19 protein-coding genes are annotated in these 17,197 nt (G+C 39.3%); 16 read left to right on the top strand and 3 right to left on the bottom strand.

The genetic code is table 11. The features are described 5' to 3' along the window. Window positions 1-119: 119 nt before the first annotated feature. The 11 genes from DO88_RS16500 to DO88_RS16450 all read left to right on the top strand — a co-directional run bounded on the left by DO88_RS16500 (window position 120) and on the right by DO88_RS16450 (window position 8,600). Window positions 120-773, top strand: a complete 654-nt coding sequence (locus DO88_RS16500; RefSeq protein ID WP_033028656.1) for a thermostable hemolysin — start codon at window positions 120-122, stop codon at window positions 771-773. Then, the gene (locus DO88_RS16495; protein WP_033037944.1) at window positions 770-2,239 is read left to right on the top strand and encodes an AMP-binding protein; all 1,470 of its coding nucleotides are present in this window, start codon (window positions 770-772) and stop codon (window positions 2,237-2,239) included. The genes DO88_RS16500 and DO88_RS16495 overlap by 4 nt, the downstream gene beginning before the upstream one ends. Further along, a complete protein-coding gene (locus tag DO88_RS16490; RefSeq protein ID WP_033037946.1) occupies window positions 2,232-2,921 on the top strand; it encodes a TenA family transcriptional regulator in 690 nt (229 codons plus the stop codon). Before DO88_RS16495 ends, DO88_RS16490 begins: the two co-directional genes overlap by 8 nt. Then, complete coding sequence (locus DO88_RS16485) at window positions 2,918-3,688, top strand: SDR family oxidoreductase (protein ID WP_033037948.1); 771 nt, start codon at window positions 2,918-2,920, stop codon at window positions 3,686-3,688. Before DO88_RS16490 ends, DO88_RS16485 begins: the two co-directional genes overlap by 4 nt. Before the next feature lie 21 nt (window positions 3,689-3,709). Then, entirely contained in the window at window positions 3,710-4,357 is a 648-nt protein-coding gene (locus DO88_RS16480; protein ID WP_033037950.1) for a hypothetical protein, read from the top strand. Between the two features lie 7 nt (window positions 4,358-4,364). Beyond that, window positions 4,365-5,024 carry a response regulator gene (locus DO88_RS16475; RefSeq protein ID WP_033037952.1) on the top strand — a complete coding sequence of 220 codons (660 nt, stop codon included), beginning with the start codon at window positions 4,365-4,367 and terminating at the stop codon, window positions 5,022-5,024. 26 nt (window positions 5,025-5,050) lie between these two features. Next, window positions 5,051-6,364 (top strand): ATP-binding protein, encoded by a 1,314-nt coding sequence (locus DO88_RS16470; RefSeq protein ID WP_033037954.1) that lies wholly within the window; start codon window positions 5,051-5,053, stop codon window positions 6,362-6,364. Continuing rightward, window positions 6,357-6,710 (top strand): cupredoxin domain-containing protein, encoded by a 354-nt coding sequence (locus DO88_RS16465; RefSeq protein ID WP_007376645.1) that lies wholly within the window; start codon window positions 6,357-6,359, stop codon window positions 6,708-6,710. The genes DO88_RS16470 and DO88_RS16465 overlap by 8 nt, the downstream gene beginning before the upstream one ends. Further along, window positions 6,697-7,437, top strand: coding sequence for a hypothetical protein (locus DO88_RS16460; RefSeq protein WP_033037956.1), 741 nt, complete (start codon window positions 6,697-6,699; stop codon window positions 7,435-7,437). Before DO88_RS16465 ends, DO88_RS16460 begins: the two co-directional genes overlap by 14 nt. Then, a complete protein-coding gene (locus DO88_RS16455; protein WP_033028665.1) occupies window positions 7,434-8,150 on the top strand; it encodes a hypothetical protein in 717 nt (238 codons plus the stop codon). The genes DO88_RS16460 and DO88_RS16455 overlap by 4 nt, the downstream gene beginning before the upstream one ends. A 240-nt stretch (window positions 8,151-8,390) precedes the next feature. Further along, window positions 8,391-8,600, top strand: coding sequence for a cold-shock protein (locus DO88_RS16450; RefSeq protein WP_002959120.1), 210 nt, complete (start codon window positions 8,391-8,393; stop codon window positions 8,598-8,600). A 262-nt stretch (window positions 8,601-8,862) separates the two neighbouring features. Here DO88_RS16450 and DO88_RS16445 read toward each other — a convergent pair whose 3' ends face one another. The 3 genes from DO88_RS16445 to udk all read right to left on the bottom strand — a co-directional run bounded on the left by DO88_RS16445 (window position 8,863) and on the right by udk (window position 11,855). Beyond that, a complete protein-coding gene (locus DO88_RS16445) occupies window positions 8,863-9,582 on the bottom strand; it encodes a substrate-binding periplasmic protein (protein WP_232224772.1) in 720 nt (239 codons plus the stop codon). Window positions 9,583-9,978: 396 nt separating this feature from the next. Beyond that, on the bottom strand, window positions 9,979-11,205 hold the full coding sequence (locus DO88_RS16440) for a NupC/NupG family nucleoside CNT transporter (protein WP_007376641.1): 1,227 nt from the start codon (window positions 11,203-11,205) through the stop codon (window positions 9,979-9,981). A 17-nt stretch (window positions 11,206-11,222) separates the two neighbouring features. Continuing rightward, complete coding sequence (gene udk, locus DO88_RS16435; protein WP_007376640.1) at window positions 11,223-11,855, bottom strand: uridine kinase; 633 nt, start codon at window positions 11,853-11,855, stop codon at window positions 11,223-11,225. Window positions 11,856-12,047: 192 nt separating this feature from the next. On the opposite strand from udk, the gene DO88_RS16430 reads away from it, so the two are divergent. From DO88_RS16430 to DO88_RS16410, 5 genes are all read left to right on the top strand, one after another. After that, entirely contained in the window at window positions 12,048-13,280 is a 1,233-nt protein-coding gene (locus DO88_RS16430) for a phosphopentomutase (RefSeq protein ID WP_007376639.1), read from the top strand. Further along, the gene (gene deoD, locus DO88_RS16425; protein ID WP_007376638.1) at window positions 13,280-13,984 is read left to right on the top strand and encodes a purine-nucleoside phosphorylase; all 705 of its coding nucleotides are present in this window, start codon (window positions 13,280-13,282) and stop codon (window positions 13,982-13,984) included. Before DO88_RS16430 ends, deoD begins: the two co-directional genes overlap by 1 nt. 1,277 nt (window positions 13,985-15,261) lie before the next feature. After that, complete coding sequence (locus DO88_RS16420; protein WP_033037958.1) at window positions 15,262-16,005, top strand: ferredoxin--NADP reductase; 744 nt, start codon at window positions 15,262-15,264, stop codon at window positions 16,003-16,005. A gap of 81 nt (window positions 16,006-16,086) precedes the next feature. Then, window positions 16,087-16,848, top strand: coding sequence for a nuclear transport factor 2 family protein (locus tag DO88_RS16415; RefSeq protein ID WP_033037960.1), 762 nt, complete (start codon window positions 16,087-16,089; stop codon window positions 16,846-16,848). A 9-nt stretch (window positions 16,849-16,857) separates the two neighbouring features. Next, entirely contained in the window at window positions 16,858-17,178 is a 321-nt protein-coding gene (locus DO88_RS16410; protein ID WP_033037962.1) for a hypothetical protein, read from the top strand. Window positions 17,179-17,197 lie beyond the last annotated feature (19 nt).

The raw sequence follows: 17,197 nt of genomic DNA on the forward strand, positions 1-17,197 counted from the left end.
AATTTAATTCGTTAAATTGATCAAAGATTTATGTAGGTTGGTATAATATTTATTTTCTTAAGTTTTCTTTAAGTTTCGCTCGCTAAGTTACAAACATATACTTTATATGAGCGATGTTTATGCAATTAGCACACCTACCTTCATCACCCGTTTATATTGAAAATAACTCACGCTTTGTTAGTGCTCGCATTAATGATGAGCATAGAAGTGCGTTAGAAAACACAGTTAAAGAAGGGTTTTTAGTCGCTTATAACGCCACGCTTACCTCTTTTATGCCATTACTTTGCCAATACACGACAAACGAAGGGCAGTGCACATTGGGTTTAAGGCAAGCAACAGCACCTCTATTTATAGAGCAATACTTAGCACAGCCCATTGAGTATTTTTTACCTGAGCCTACACAGCGTAATAAAGTATTTGAGCTTGGCAATCTATGCTCTACACATCGCAAAGCAACGCTTGGGCATTTTATTGTTGTTAATGAAGCCCTGCAAAGTGTAGGAGCAAAACATTTAGTATTTTGCGCCACTAAAAAAGTACGTGCGCTGCTACGCTTATTAGGCGTTAATTGTACTGAAATTGCTGTGGCAAACAGTTTTGTTGTTGAGCATCCGCTGAGTTGGGGAAGTTACTACGCTAATCAGCCTACCGTATGCGTTGTGAGTTTAGATCAAGCTCACCAACAAGTATTAAATACCCCAATGCTTTTTAGTTTGATGCAGCAAAACCACTCAAATATCAATTCTTTGGTAAATGCGTTGGTGAATGTATGAATTACTATAATACCCATGCAATATCGCCATTAATTATTGCCCACAATAAAGAGCAAACACTTGAAATTAACGGTGGTGAGTTTAACCAGCAAATACAAAAAGTAGTAAAAATACTACATAGCTTTAACGGCAAATGTATCGCTTATAAGCTCGATAATACGCCAGCTTGGTTTGTTATTGATGCCGCTACTGCGGTTTCTAATAAAGTGGCTGTGCCAATAGCTCACTTTTTTAGTGAGCAACAAACTCAATATGTACTAGCGCAATGCGGCGCTAATATATTTATGAGCGACACACCAAACCCTTTACTCGGGGAGCCGACTGCATCAATTACTTTATTTGAGTGTTACACATTATATATTTACGAAATCGTTGTAGCTAACCCCGTCAGTTATTTTCCAGATACTCAAAAAGTAACGTTTACGTCAGGATCGACTGGGCAACCAAAGGGCGTGTGTTTATCTGCAAATAGCCAAATGCAGGTAGCTCAATCTCTGTGCGATAAAATTAATATTAAAAAGCCTGTTCATTTATGTTTATTGCCGCTTGCTGTATTGCTTGAAAATATAGCCGGTGTGTATGCCCCTTTAAAAAGTGGCGGTACAGTGCATTTAATGCCGTTAAATGAATTAGGCTTTGTTGGTACTGCATTAAAACAGCCCGCACAGTTTATAGCTGCGATTGATAAAGTTAAGCCAAATACGCTTATTTTAGTGCCTGAACTATTAGCATGCTTAGTTACTTTTGCAGAAGATGGGTGGCAACCGCCTAGTTCGTTACAGTTTATTGCAGTAGGTGGTGCGCTTGTCAGCGAAATGCTAATAGTAAAAGCGCGTAGCTTAAACTTACCGGTGTACCAAGGTTATGGGCTTTCTGAGGCGGCATCTGTAGTTAGTTTAAATACGCCCACAAACGATAACCTCCAAAGTGCCGGCTCTGTGTTACCTCATATTCAAACCAAAATTGAAAATGGCCAGCTTTTTATAAAAGGCGATTTGTTTTTAGGTTACTTAAACCATCAACCTCACAACAAAAACCAGTGGTATGCAACCGGCGATCTAGTCGAGCAGCGTCAAAATACTTTATTTATAAAAGGCCGATTAAAAAATCTAATTATTACCAGCATGGGGCGCAACATCAGTGCCGAGTGGCCTGAATCGCTATTACTCAGTCAAAGCGGTATTTTACAAGCGGTTGTGTTTGGTGAGGGGCGACCTTTTCTCAGTGCCATTATTTACGCCGATTCAAAGCTATGTAACCCCGAGTTAGCTCAATACATTAACGCAATTAATAAACAACTACCCGACTATGCTCGAATTCAAAAGTGGCATCGTTTAACTGCCCCATTAAGTGTGCAACAAGGATTATTAACCACAAATAATCGCCCAAAACGAGATGCCATAAGTAAGCAATACCATGCTGTATTTGATCAATTTTACCGACTTGGAGAAGTAATTAATGAGTGATTTTTTTAACACCCTTAAAGAGCAAACTAAACAAGAGCAAAACTACCTGCTTGCAGCGCCTATTATTCAGCGTGTTTTTAAAGGCGAAGCATCACTTGAAGAATACGCCTCGTTTTTAGCACAAGCGTATCACCATGTTAAGCACACCGTGCCATTAATGATGTCGGTTGGTGCGCGATTAACCGACGTTCAAGAATGGCTGCGCGAAGCGATCGCAGAATACATTGAAGAAGAGATTGGTCATCAAGAGTGGGTACTTAATGATATTGCAGCCTGTGGTTTTGACAAAGAAACAGTACGGTGTAGTCAGCCGCAATTTGCAACCGAAATGATGGTGTCGTATGCGTACGACTCCATTGCACGTAAAAATCCGTTGAGCTTTTTTGGCATGGTACATGTGCTTGAAGGTACTTCTATAGCGCTTGCTGATGGCGCGGCTTCAAACATTGCGAATGCTGTGGGCCTACCTAAAAAAGCATTTAGTTATTTAACCTCTCACGGCGCGCTTGATATAGAGCATGTAAAGTTTTTTGAAAACCTAATGAACCAAATAACGGACGAGGCGGATCAGCAAGCCATACTTTATGGTGCAAAGCGCTTTTATCGTTTATACGGCGATATATTTCGTGGACTCGATGACGAACCATTTTTTAAAGCAAGTGCACAAGGCAAATTGGTATGAGTAGTTCTTTGTGTGTGCTCACTGGTGCAACAGGCGGAATAGGGCAAGCGATTGCTAAAGCCCTATATGCAAAAGGGTGGAAGTTACTGCTTGTAGGGCGAAATACTCAAACCCTTGAAAAACTGAGCCGTGCATGCCCAGACAGTGAAATATTTACGGGCGATTTAACCGACGATACAGCACGTATTAACCTAGCAATAAAAGCCAAGCAACTCGGCGGCGTTAAATTACTTATTAATAACGCAGGTATAAATACGATGCAAAGCCTTGAGCACACAAGTAATGAGCAAATAGATAATATGCTCATTACTAATTTGTCGGTGCCTATTAAATTATGCCAGCTATTTTTAGGGCAGTTAGCGTATACCAAAGGCACCATTGTTAACGTGGGATCATCGTTTGGCAGTATTGGCTACCCGTTTCAAACGCTTTATTGCGCCAGTAAATTCGGTTTACGTGGCTTTACAGAAGCGTTATCACGTGAGTTGAATGGTTCAGGCGTTAAAGTGACCTATTTAGCACCAAGAGCAACAGATACATCCATTAATAACAGTAAAGCGCGGGCAATGAATAAAGAGCTCGGCAATAAAATGGACTCGCCAGAATTAGTTGCTCAAGAGTTATTAGCTCTTATAAGTTCAAACCAAACAAGGCGCTTTATTGGTTTTCCTGAAAAATTATTTGCACGCATAAATGGCGTATTCCCAAACGTTGTTGATAACGCTATTGCAAAGCAACTACCTAAAATTAAACGTTTTTTAAGTTAACAAACACACAAGGGCAAAATTATGTATAAATTTACACTCGCATTTTATTTAATACTAACCTCTGTATTTGCAACTGCAGTACACGCAGATGAAGCGCAAGACTTAACCAATATTCAACAAAAGTGGGCAATTGCTAATTACGAACTTGAAGACGATGCGCAAATAGACGCGTTTACGCAACTAAGTGAGCAAAGCGCATTATTTGTTAAAAACTATCCAAGCTCGGCGCAAACACATATTTGGAATGGCATTGTGTTAGCCAGCTTTGCTGGCGCAAAAGGGGGCTTGGGCGCACTTGGTTTAACAAAAGAAGCAAAAGCGTCACTCGAAAATGCACTCTCGATTGATGGCACTGCATTAAATGGCTCAGCTTACGCAAGCCTTGCAACGCTTTATAGCAAAGTACCTGGCTGGCCAATTGGTTTTGGTGATGACGACAAAGCTGAAAAATTATTTAAACAAGCGCTCGCTTTTAATCTCGAAGGCATTGATACTAATTACTTATACGGTGAATACTTGTATGACGAAGGCGATTATAAACAAGCTAAAGCGCGGCTACTTGTAGCACAAGCTGCTGGGATTCGTGATACTCGGGCAAAAGCAGATAAATATCGTCAACAAGCAATAAGTCAGTTATTGGCAAAAGTAGATAAAAAATTAAAAAGATAAACACATAATGCATTTATTACTCGTTGAGGACGATCATTTAGTGGCGCAAGGGCTTATTCGCTCTTTGCGCCAAGAGGGCTACAGCGTAGAGCACAGTGGCACAGTAAAACACGCCCTAGAGTGCCTTTCTAGTGGTGATATTGAGCTTGTTATTCTCGATTTAGGATTACCTGATGGCGACGGCTCGCAAGTTTTAAAGTATATTAAAGCGCAAAAAAAAGTAATACCAGTGGTTATTTTAACTGCTCGCGGCAGTATTGACGACAAAGTCCAAGGGCTCGATATGGGGGCAGATGATTACCTTGCAAAGCCGTTTGACCCCGCTGAGCTATTTGCCCGTTTACGTGTAGCAAGCCGGCGTATTAATCAAACACAATCAAGCTTATTACGCTGTGGTGATGTAGTAATGGATACTTCTGCTCATACAGTTAAACTAAGTGGGCAGTCACTTACGCTACCTCGAAAAGAATACATGCTTTTAAAAGCGCTAATGGAAAATCAGGGAAGGGTACAATCAAAACAACAACTCGAAAACAAACTTTACCAATGGGGTGAAGAAGTCGGCTCTAATGCCATAGAGGTGCATATTCATCATCTTCGTAAAAAATTCCCTAGTGATTTTATTAAAACCTTACGTGGCATTGGCTACGTGGTTGGTAAGCGTTAGAGTGTATTTGTTTTTCGAGGTTGAAAATGTCAATTCGTAAACGTCTGACCTTAATTTTACTTTCAATGATGGTGCTAACTTGCTTTTTAGCATTAGTAAAAGGCTATCAAAAAAGTATGCACCACGGTGAAAGTTTGCTTGATGATGAACTTAAAATAGTGGCTGGCGTTTTAATTGAGCAACCATTGGCACTAAGCACAGATGCAGTACAAGTCAGTAATAATAGCGCTCAGTTGTTGTATCAAATTTGGCAAAATAGTAATTTACTTAGTGGCTCATCGAGTTTAACGAATAACCAAATTAGTTTTAGCGAGGGCTTTCAAACAGCCAATGTAGCAGGGCAGCGTATGCGGGTATTTGTGATGAGTAAAAACACCCGTAAAGTCATCGTTGCTGAACCTATGGCAAAGCGGTTTGAATTAGCTGAAGCCGTTATTTTATCTGCAATGTTACCTATGCTATGGGCAGTCCCTCTGCTTGCTATTTTTATTAGCTTTTTTGTTAAATACGCATTAGCCCCTCTTACTCGATTATCTAAGCAGTTGGCGTCTCGCCAAGCGAACGACTTTACGCCAATTAACTGGCAGGTAACCGATGAAGAAATTAAACCGGTTATTAATCGTTTAAATGACTTATTTAAACGAGTAGAAACCGCTTACTTACGGGAGCGCTTTTTTGCCTCAGATGCAGCTCACGAATTACGTACCCCGCTCAGTAGCTTAAAAATTAATGTACACAATTTAGCTAGTAAGCAAAGCAACTCGCAAAACCATCAAGAACTCCAAGCAATGTCACAAGGCATTAATCGCTTAAGTAATATTGTTGAACAAATGCTAATTTTAGGGCGCACTCAGCCTGAACAATGGCAGAGGCAATTTAGCGAACAGTCATTGCTAGCGATTACTCAGCAAGTTGTATCGGAGCAATACGACAAAATAGATGAAAAAAACCAAACTATTAGCCTCGAAGGTGATGATTTTGTAATTAATGGTGATGAGTTTACATTAACCACACTCATCGCTAATTTACTTAGCAATGCCATAAAATACACCCCCAATAATGGTCAAATAATAATTAAATTAGCATCAAGTAATAACAGCTATAGTTGGCAAATTGATGATTCTGGTGCGGGTATGACTGAAGAACAAAAAGAGCGAATATTTAATCGTTTTTATCGAGTAGGTGGCGATCAGCATCCATCAGGCGAGCAAGGTGCGGGTTTAGGTATGGCTATTGTTCAACACATAATTGCTATTTATGGCGCAAGTATTCATTTAGCGAATAGCCCTTTAGGCGGACTAACCGTTAAGGTTACTTTTACAGGAGTAAAAAGTGACTAAACGTTTATTCAATCAATGTCTTTGTTGTTTGCTATTTTTGTCGTTTAACGCGGCGAGTAAAGAGTACCTTATTATTTTAAAAGATCATTTGTTTTATCCCTCACAAATAATTATTCCCGCAAATAAAAAAGTAAAACTATTAATAGAAAACCAAGACAGCACACCAGAAGAGTTTGATAGCTTTGATCTAAACAGAGAAAAAGTACTCTACCCAAATCGTAAAAGCATTATTTATATAGGGCCGCTAAGTAAAGGGCATTACGAGTTTTTTGGTGAGTTTTCGCCAAATACAGCAAGGGGCGTTGTTATAGTTAACGATGAAGGGGCGCAGCATGCTAATAACTAGTTTAGTCATGAGCCTTAATCAATTGCTACCTGTGGCTATTTTATTAGTGCTACTACAAGTAGTTAAAAAACAAAGCGCTTTAAAAATAGGATCTGCTTTATTAATTGGCGCGCTCATGTCGTTTTTGTACATGCAAAGTGCATCATGGGTGAGCCAGTGGTTTGAACACCAAGGGCTAGAGTACTCACAAATAGGGCTATGTATTACTATATTTATAGCTGTATTAGTATTTGCAATAAAGCAAAAATCAGCGGCTTTTTATATTGCGGTTATAAGCACAATAACAATGTATTTAAGCCACTATATTATTTACCTCACCAGCTTTTGGCAAAGTAATGATGCAGGGCAAAGCTTATTTATTGGCACTTTATTAGGTGTTGGAATTTGTTTAAGTTTTAGCGTATTGCTGTACTTTTTAATGAATGCAATTAAGCACCGTTTTGGTATGTATCCGCTTTTTACTTTGCTTGCTTTTAACAGCGCGGCTAAGTTATTAGTTGCACTGGATTTGGCAAGCCAAATAGATTTAATTACCAACACCGCAACCGTGTGGGATTTACGTGATTTGTTAAACGAAAACTCTGAGCTAGGCCGCGTACTGCGTGCTCTTGTTGGTTACGAGGCTACCCCTGATCTAATGAGTGTACTTATATATAGTACAAGTAGCGTGATATTTTTATCACTTTGTTATGTTATTTCAGCTTCAATATCTAAGGAACGTGTATGAAAGCACTCAACCTATATTTAGCGCTTAGCTTTACCGTTTTTTGTTTGTTGGTATTCTCAATCCCAGTTAAGGCCGATGGTATTGTTGTTGATAAGGTATATCACCCCTATGTTTTACCTTTTGAGCGAGAGTTTGAATGGCGGTTGGTGTCGCACCAAACAGATAGTGGCAACATACTAGCGCAGCGTTTGGGTGGTGGCGGTGCTATTAACGATACAATGGCACTAGAAGGTTATATAGTTGGTGAGCGAGACGATAACGGCGACTTTGGTTTAGAAGCTTATGAGCTTGAGTTACGCTGGCAATTGATTGAGCAAGGTAAATTATGGGCCGATTGGGGGGCATTATTTGAGCTTGAAAAAAAACATAATGAAGATGTGTATGAAGCAACGTCGGGTTTTGTGATAGAAAAAGAGTTTGGCAAAACAAGCTTAACTATGAATGCCTTTTTAGTATACGAGTGGGGGCAGGATATTCAAAATGAATGGGAAAGTGAGTTTAGAGCACAATATCGCTATCGATATCGCTCTGCTTTTCAGCCTTCTCTTGAAGTTTACGTAGGTGAAGACTTTGTGGGTATAGGGCCAGGTTTTATAGGTTTACAGCGTTTTGATGGACAAAAACAGTTAAAATGGGAAGCGGGTTTTATCACTGAGATAAGCCAATCAGAAAAAAATCATAGCTTTAGGCTCGCATTAGAATTTGAATTTTAATAACCAATGAAAGCGGTTTTGGTTGTTTATCACTCTGATTATAGATAGGTACTTGACATATTTTAAAAAATCTATATAGTGGGCTGCAGCTAGAAAGAAAGCATGTAAGCTATAAATCTCCATTTCGATGTTGTATAAGTAATACTTGTAGTACCGTCCTGAAGTTTTTAAAGTACCATCTCATTTTTTGCTACACCCGCTCTTATGAGCATATTTTTTATTTTATATCAGGATATTACAATGTCTAACATCGTATCAGGTACAGTTAAGTGGTTCAACGAGTCTAAAGGTTTTGGTTTCATCGAGCAAGAAAATGGCCCAGACGTTTTCGCACATTTCTCAGCAATCAAAAGCGAAGGTTTCAAAACTTTAGCTGAAGGCCAACGTGTAGAGTTCACTCTTTCACAAGGTCAAAAAGGTCCACAAGCTGATAACATCACAGCTGTATAATTTTACTTTTTAAGTAAAATGAAAAAAAGCGCTTAAGGCGCTTTTTTTGTGTCTAAATTTTGATGAAAGTTACCTGCGTTTATTAGATTAGATCAACTCCACTTATTTACTCACTATACCAACCTGTATAAATCTTTGAGCAATTTAACGAATTAAACTGCATTATAACGTCGTTAAATTTTTATTTAGAGCAACTAGATACAAAAATTTTTGCCTAGTTCTAGCGTAATTTTCTTAACGTTAAATAGATCCCATATAGAAATTAATTACCCTGAATTCCATAAGGTAACGCACTTGTTTTTTCCATTTCAGTGAACGCCTTCTGAAGTGCATTAACAACATTAACGTCTGCTTTTTTATTCGCTGCTAAGTAAGCGCCTACAGTGAGTTCGTTTATTCTATATACAAACTTTAAATGGTTGGGTTCAAGTTTTAAATAATCACTTAGCTGTTGCATATAAAGTGGATCGTCTACAACTAAGTCTACTTTTTTAGCGAGCAATAAATCATATGACTTTTGAATGTCGCTAGTGAATACTGCTTCAAAACCTAGTTTTAAAAGAGTCTGTGTAGAGAAATCATTGCGTTGCATCGCTATTTTGTAGTTTTTAGCTTGCTCGGTACCTTCAATAACTATATCAGTACGCTCTGAAAGAGCTATAAACCCCAAATCAAATCGTCCCACTTGTGCAATCCAATAAAATTGTTCTTCTCGCTCTGGTGTTCTTGCTAGGCTGTAAATAAAAACGTTGCTTTGCTCGGTTGCTAACTTATAAGCACGCGCCCACGGATACATTTGTATATTAGGTGTTAGCTTAGCCTCTGCAAATATATCTCGAATTAATTGAGTGCCTTCTCCTGATACTTCACCATCAACCAATACCTGATTCGGTGGTGCTAATTCTGTAACAACAAGTAGTGTTTCTGTTGCTTGAATATGCACAGAGTAAATAAAAAAAAGAAAATAAATAATATATTTCACAATAGCGAATCGTCATTCAGTTAAATATAGTGATATAAGTGTGGCTTAAAATATTGAAAATACAAAAAATTAATCATAAAAATTAGTGACTAAGATATTGGTTTATTTAAATTTGAGTGTAAATATAAATTGTGTGCTGAGTTATGTTTTCACGTTGTAGCAATCAGCCTAGGAGGCTGTGTAACGACGTTCTAAAATGATTTAACCCGCATGATTTTTATGCCAATTGAACTTGGTATGAAGTATTAAGGGATTGATAACTTGAAATGTAAAGTACTAAAACGATAAAAGGGCCTTGCGGCCCTTGGTGAAGTATCGTTCAAGTTAGATAGTACTTTAACCCCTTAAAGCAGCTATCTTCTTGTTTTGCAACACCGGTTTCATCTCAATAAGTTTCTAAGCTAGCGAGAGGAAAAACCCAGCAATTGCTGCGCTCATTAGGTTAGCCATAGATCCTGCTAACACTGCTCTGAGCCCTAAGCGCGCGATATCCTTTCGCCGACTAGGCGCCATACCGCCTAATCCACCTAGTAAAATGGCTATCGATGATAAGTTAGCAAACCCACATAAAGCAAAAGTAACAATTGCTTGTGTGTGCGCGCTTAACGTATCGCGATAATTTATAAAGTCTAAGTAAGCAACAAACTCGTTCACTACTATCTTTTGACCAATAAAGCTGCCGGCTATAATTGCTTCATCCCATGGCACACCTAGTAACCATGCAACAGGAGCAAATACATAACCTAATATTTCTTGAAGCGTTAATGTTGGGTAATCAAACCACCCGCCAATACCGCCTAATAAACCGTTTAACAGTGCAATTAGCGCTACAAAAGCAAGTAACATTGCACCTACATTAAGTGCTAAATGCATGCCGTTTGCCGCACCTGATGCAGCTGCATCAATTACATTTACTGGCTTATCTTCATCATCTAAATCTAAATCAGCTAAGTTATCTTTAGGCGTTTCAGTTTCTGGCACAATCATCTTGGCCATTAAAAAACCACCTGGAGCTGCCATAAAGCTCGCTGCTATTAAATACTTAAGCTCAATACCAATAATAACGTAACCGGCCATTACAGAGCCTGCTACCGTGGCTAAGCCACCTACCATCACTGCAAACAATTCCGATTTAGTCATCGTTGCAATAAACGGTTTAACAATAAGAGGGGCTTCAGTTTGGCCAACAAAAATATTCGCCGTTGCTGAAAGTGATTCAGTACGTGAGGTTTTCAATAATTTTTGTAAACCACCGCCTAATATCTTAATAATCCAATCCATAATGCCAAGGTGATATAGCACAGCAACTAATGCTGAGAAAAACACGATAACGGGCAAAACTTGAATTGCAAAAATAAAACCTAATGTATCTTGTGAGGCAAGTGGACCAAATAAAAATCCAATACCATCATTCGCATAACCAATTACCGATGAAACGGCCGCTGACATGCTCGTTAATACATTTTTTCCTGCTTCAAAAAACAGAACAAAACCGCCAATAACAATTTGCATCGCAAATGCTATGCCAACGGTTCTTAAATTAATTGCCTTGCGATTAGTTGACGCAGCAAAGGCAATGCTTAGCAGCACGCACATGCCAACTAAGCTCATAAATGTTGTCATACAAATGTTTCCCGTTGTTATTCTTGTAGTAAATATTTTATCTTACTTTTAATTATATCAATCGCAACACGGTTCATACCGCCTCGAGTCACAACTAAATCGGCGTTATGTTTCGAAGGCTCAATAAATTGATAAAACATCGGTCTAACAGTTGCTTGATATTGCTCAACAACAGATTGTAAAGTTCTGCCTCGTTGTTCCATATCACGCTGCATACGGCGCATTAAGCAAATATCTAAAGGTGTATCTATAAACACCTTAATATCAAATTCTTTATTAAGCGCTTTGTCACTCAATAATAAAATACCTTCAACAATGAGTATTTTTGCAGCAGGCACTCGGCGAGTTTTTTCGCTGCGTGTATGCTGTGCATAGTCATAGGTTGGTACTTCAACTGAGTTACCACAACGAAGTTGCGTTAAATGCTCAAGCATCAACGCATGTTCAAATGCATCAGGATGGTCGTAGTTCGTTTGCGTACGATGAGCCATCGGCAAATGCGACTGATCCTTGTAATAAGCATCTTCTTCAATAATGGCGATAGCGCCTGGTTCAAGCTCGTTAACCAATTCATTGTATATAGTTTGGCTAAAAAGAGATTTGCCCGACGCAGACGCGCCTGCAATAGCTATAATAGTAGTTCGTGTCACTAAAGTTCTCACCCACACAGAAGGATATATTGTTGGTAGATCACAATAGCAAAAAAGACACGATTAATCTCTTTTGCTTCGCTCAAGAATGCAAATTTATAATGTTTAGGTTTTATGAAACAGGACTTTTGTCCTGTACGGAAAATTCAAAGAGCGGATAAAGTAACCACCTAGAAACAAAGTGAGGTCAAAATGGCAAAAGCAATTATCTTAATGGCAGATAGCCTAGGAATCGGTGCAGCACCAGATGCAGATAAATTTGGTGATCTTGGCGCTAACACATTTGCTCACTTACTAAAAGCATATTACGACGAAACTGGCAGTGCACTGTCGCTTCCTAATTTATCTAAATTAGGATTAATAGACGCATGTGAAGCTGCAGGTGGAGAAACCTGTTTAATATCTGATCGCCAAACACCACAAGGTGCATGGGGTTACGCTAAAGAACTTTCTAGCGGAAAAGATACACCATCAGGTCATTGGGAAATGGCAGGCGTACCTGTGTTGTTTGATTGGGGATATTTTCCAAAAACACAGCCGAGTTTTCCACAAGAGTTTATTGACGAGTTTATAGCTCGCACAGGTATTCCTGGTATTTTAGGCAACTGCCATGCATCGGGAACGACCATTTTAGAACAGCTAGGTGAAGAACACGTAAAAACAGGTAAACCAATCTGTTACACCTCAGCTGATAGCGTGTTTCAAATAGCCGCGCATGAAAAATCATTCGGCCTAGAGAAGCTTTATCAAGTTTGCGAAATCGCACGGGCGCTACTTGATGAAATGAATATAGGACGAGTGATTGCGCGGCCATTTTTGGGTTCAAATAGCCAAGACTTTGCTCGAACGGGTAATCGTCGTGACTACTCAGTACTTCCGCCAGCACCCACATTGCTAGACGTATTAGCAAAAGACGGCGGCGAAGTAATTAGTATTGGTAAAATTTCAGATATTTATGCGCATCAGGGCATAACCCAAAAGCATAAAGCACCTGGGCTTATGAACTTGCTAGAAAAAACCAGCGAAGTAATGAAAAGCGCGCCAGATCGCAGCTTAATTTTTACTAACCTAGTTGATTTTGATGAAAAATTTGGTCATCGCCGTAACCCAGTAGGTTACGCAAAAGCATTAAAAGAGTTTGATGACTATTTACCAACTATACTAAATCAGTTAGACGCAGATGACATATTAATGATCACTGCAGATCACGGTTGTGACCCGACCTTTCCAGGTTCTGAGCATACTCGTGAATACGTACCTGTTATTGCATATAAACCAGGTATGAGTAATACACCGTTAGGTGAACGCAACAGTTTTGCAGATATAGGCCAAACCCTAGCACAGTGGTTTAGTTTACCTGCACTTGATTACGGCGACAGCTTTTTAAATGAGCTAACAATGCCAAATAAAAAGGAAAACAATTAATGAGTACTCCGCATATCAGTGCAAACGTTGGTGATTTCGCCGAAACAGTATTAATGCCAGGCGATCCGCTACGTGCGCAATATATTGCTGAAAACTTTTTAGATGATGCAGTACAAGTTACAGGCGTTCGTAACATGTACGGTTTCACTGGTACTTACAAAGGTAAGCCAGTAAGCATCATGGGTTCAGGTATGGGCATTCCATCAATGTCTATTTATGCTCGTGAGCTAATTGTAAGCTTTGGCGTTAAAAATATTATACGTATTGGTACGTGTGGCGGTATTGGCACAGATATCAAAATCCGTGACGTAATTTTTGCACAAGGTGCAAGCACAGATTCTAACGTAAATCGTGCACGTGTACGTGGCTACGATTTTTCTGCAATTGCTAACTTTGATTTACTTTTAAACGGCGTAAACGCTGCAAAAGAGCTAGGAATTGAAGCAAAAGTAGGTAACGTATTTACAACCGACACTTTCTATCAAGCAGACGACTCGTTCTATAAAGATTTAGACAAGTTAGGCATGCTAGCAGTAGATATGGAAACGGCGGGTTTATATGGCGTTGCAGCTGAATACGGCGCAAACGCAATGGCATTATTTACAGTAAGCGACCACGTAATCACCGGTGAAGCAACACCTGCTGATGAGCGTCAAAGCACGTTTAACGAAATGGTTAAAATTGCATTAGAGTCAATAGCTTAAATAATACATAACAGTTCCTTGGTAACGTATTCACTAAGTTTTGGAGACACGCCCAAAGTGAAGTGAGACTAACCTCCAAAGCCGCATCTAATGCGGCTTTTTTTATGCGCGTCTACAAGGCAAAACCTAACTTGTTGTAGACGTAAAGCTTGCTCACGTTATAAGCGTAGCTTCTCATTACTTAATATATTCAAGCTATCACATTAAAAGCGTTGCTTTTAAACGCCAGCAAGCTGCGCGTCTACAAGGTGCAACTTGGCTTGTTGTTGTAGACGTAGAGCTTGCTCACGTTAGAAGCGCAGCTTCTCATGACTTAATATACTTAAACTATCACTCTAAAAGCCTTGCTTTAAACGCCAGCAAGCTGCGCGCTACAAGGTAAACTTGGCTTGGTGTGGTAGACGTAGAGCTTGCTCACGTTAGAAGCGCAGCTTCTCATGACTTAATTTACTTAAACTATCACTCTAAAAGCCTTGCTTTAAACGCCAGCAACCTGCGCGTCTACAAGGTGCAACTTGGCTTATTGTTGTAGACGTAGAGCTTGCTCACGTTAGAAGCGCAGCTTCTCATTACTTAATATACTCAAGCTATCACTCTAAAAGCCTTGCTTTTAAACGCCAGCAAGCTGCGCGTCTACAAGGTAAACTTGGCTTATTGTTGTAGACGTAGAGCTTGCTCACGTTAGAAGCGCAGCTTCTCATTACTTAATATACTCAATAAAAGAGTTGCTTTTAAACGCCAGCAAGCTGCGCGTCTACATAGGAAGCTTGGCTTTTTGTGGTAGACGTAGAGCTTGCTCACGTTAGAAGCGTAGCTTCTCATTACTTAATATACTCAAGCTATCACATTAAAAGCTTTGCTTTAAACGCCAGCAAGCTGCGCGCTACAAGGTAAACTTGGCTTATTGTTGTAGACGTAGAGCTTGCTCACGTTAGAAGCGCAGCTTCTCATGACTTAATATACTCAAGCTATCACTCTAAAAGCCTTGCTTTTAAACGCCAGCAAGCTGCGCGTCTACAAGGTGCAACTTGGCTTGGTGTTGTAGACGTAGAGCTTGCTCACTTTAGAAGCGTAGCTTCTCATTACTTAACATACTCAAGCTATCATTCTAAAAGTGTTGCTTTTAAACGCCAGCAAGCTGCACGTCTACAAGGTGCATATTGTTTTGTATAAAAATTATCAGCGCTTTGTATAACTATTACCTAGTTAATGCTAGTGTTTAAAGCACATACATTTTTATAATTTACTGGATTAACCGCTAAATTGTGGAGTCAAATATGTCTAATTGGGTTGATGCAACTGTAAAAAAAGTAACATGGTGGAATGAAACGCTTTTTAGCTTAACGGTTAATGCCGATGTAGAGCCATTTAAAGCAGGGCAGTTTACTAAGCTTTCAATAATTGAGGATGATAAACGCATTGCGCGTGCATATTCATACGTTAATTCACCCGATAGCTCAGCTCTAGAGTTTTATCTTATCAACGTAGCTGACGGGCTTTTATCACCGCGCTTGGCAAAACTACAGCCAGGCGACAACATATTAATTGAGCGCCGTGCAACAGGTTTTTTTACACTTGACGAAATTCCACAAAGTGAGCAGCTGTGGATGTTAGGCACTGGCACAGCAATCGGACCATTTTTATCAATATTGCAACAATCTGAGGTATGGCAAAAGTATCAGCATATAAACTTAGTGCATGGCGTACGTTTTAATAGTGATTTAAGTTACCAGCCGCTTATAAATGAGCTTTTAAAAGCTTACCCAGCACAACTTAATTATATACCTGTTGTGAGCCGAGAAGAGCCGTTGGAGGGCTTACATGGGCGTATTACTGATGCAATTCAAAGTAGTCGCCTATTTGATAAAGTAAAGTTAGATCCAGCACCAAATAATGCCCAATTTATGATTTGTGGCAATCCACAAATGGTAAAAGACACAACCGAACTTCTTATAGGGAAAAGCTTTAAGCGTAACAGGCGCAGAGAGCCTGGACATATAACAGTCGAACAGTACTGGTAAGTGGCTGAATGACTACCCGCAAACTCTAAAATTTGTTATGTTGCACCACATTACGCGTTTAGTGTTCATATTAGGAAAGTTATGAAACCGTTATCCATTATTTTAGCTTCATTAATCACCACAGTTGCATTGATTAGTTATGCCTCAGATCAACAACCTGAAGTAACCGAGCCAAAACTCAAAAGTGCAGAGCAAGTTGTTACAAATAAAGGTGACTCAGTCTCAAAAAATACCAACACAGATAACTTTGCAACTGAAATAGAAACTAACGATAAAATTAATACTCTTGAATACAAAGCGCCCGAACTTAAAAAACCGGTAATCGACACCGCTAAAACAGATGATTCAAAAGTATTTGGTAACGAAGCACCACAGCCAGTAGAAAAGCCAAAAAATAAAGTAGAGAAAGCAGTGGCTGTTGCCGAGGCCGAAAAAGCAGTTACGCAAGCTAAAGAGGCACTTACTACTAAGCAGCAAACTAAGGCAAAGCAGTCACGAGAGTCACTTGCCGTGGTTGAGCAATTGGTCAACGCTTACAACGCACGTAACATTGAAGAGTTTATTCGCGTGTACTCTGAAGATGTAGAGTTTTATATTTTCCCAAATGAGCTATTATTTAAAGGTAAAGAAAAACTAATCGCACGTTATGGGCTAATGTTTAAAAAACTAAAATGTATTCACTCATCGCCAATTAAGCGCATAGTGCACGGTGACATAGTAATAGATCATGAGTTATCAGAAACATGCTCTACTGATAAAAACGTTGTAGATAAACGTTCAGAGCTAATTTCGAGCTATCAAATTAAAGACGGCAAAATAATACGCGTCTTATTTTTCCGTTAAAGGACTGTTATGCAAATAAGTGACGAAAGAAAAATTCGCTTAATGTACCGAGTTGAGCCAGGCTGCTTAGGGCCTGATGGTGCTAACCATATAGAAGATTTTTGCCGTTTTGCTAACAAGCATATTAAATCGCCTCATTACGGCTTGTTTGTCTTTTTACCTCGTTACGATAAACAAAAAGATGAGCGTCAATACAGTGTAAATAGCCGTAACTTATCGCAAGTACAAGCTAAGGCGTACTTAAATCATTTTGATATTGATATAGATAATTTTGAAGAGCAGCTCGACGAGCTGCTCGCTAAAGCAATAGATTTATATTTTAAACGTTAAAATGCACTGCATGCAGCAT

This window comes from Pseudoalteromonas sp. S3431, from assembly GCF_000690035.1.
GTDB lineage: Bacteria > Pseudomonadota > Gammaproteobacteria > Enterobacterales > Alteromonadaceae > Pseudoalteromonas > Pseudoalteromonas fuliginea.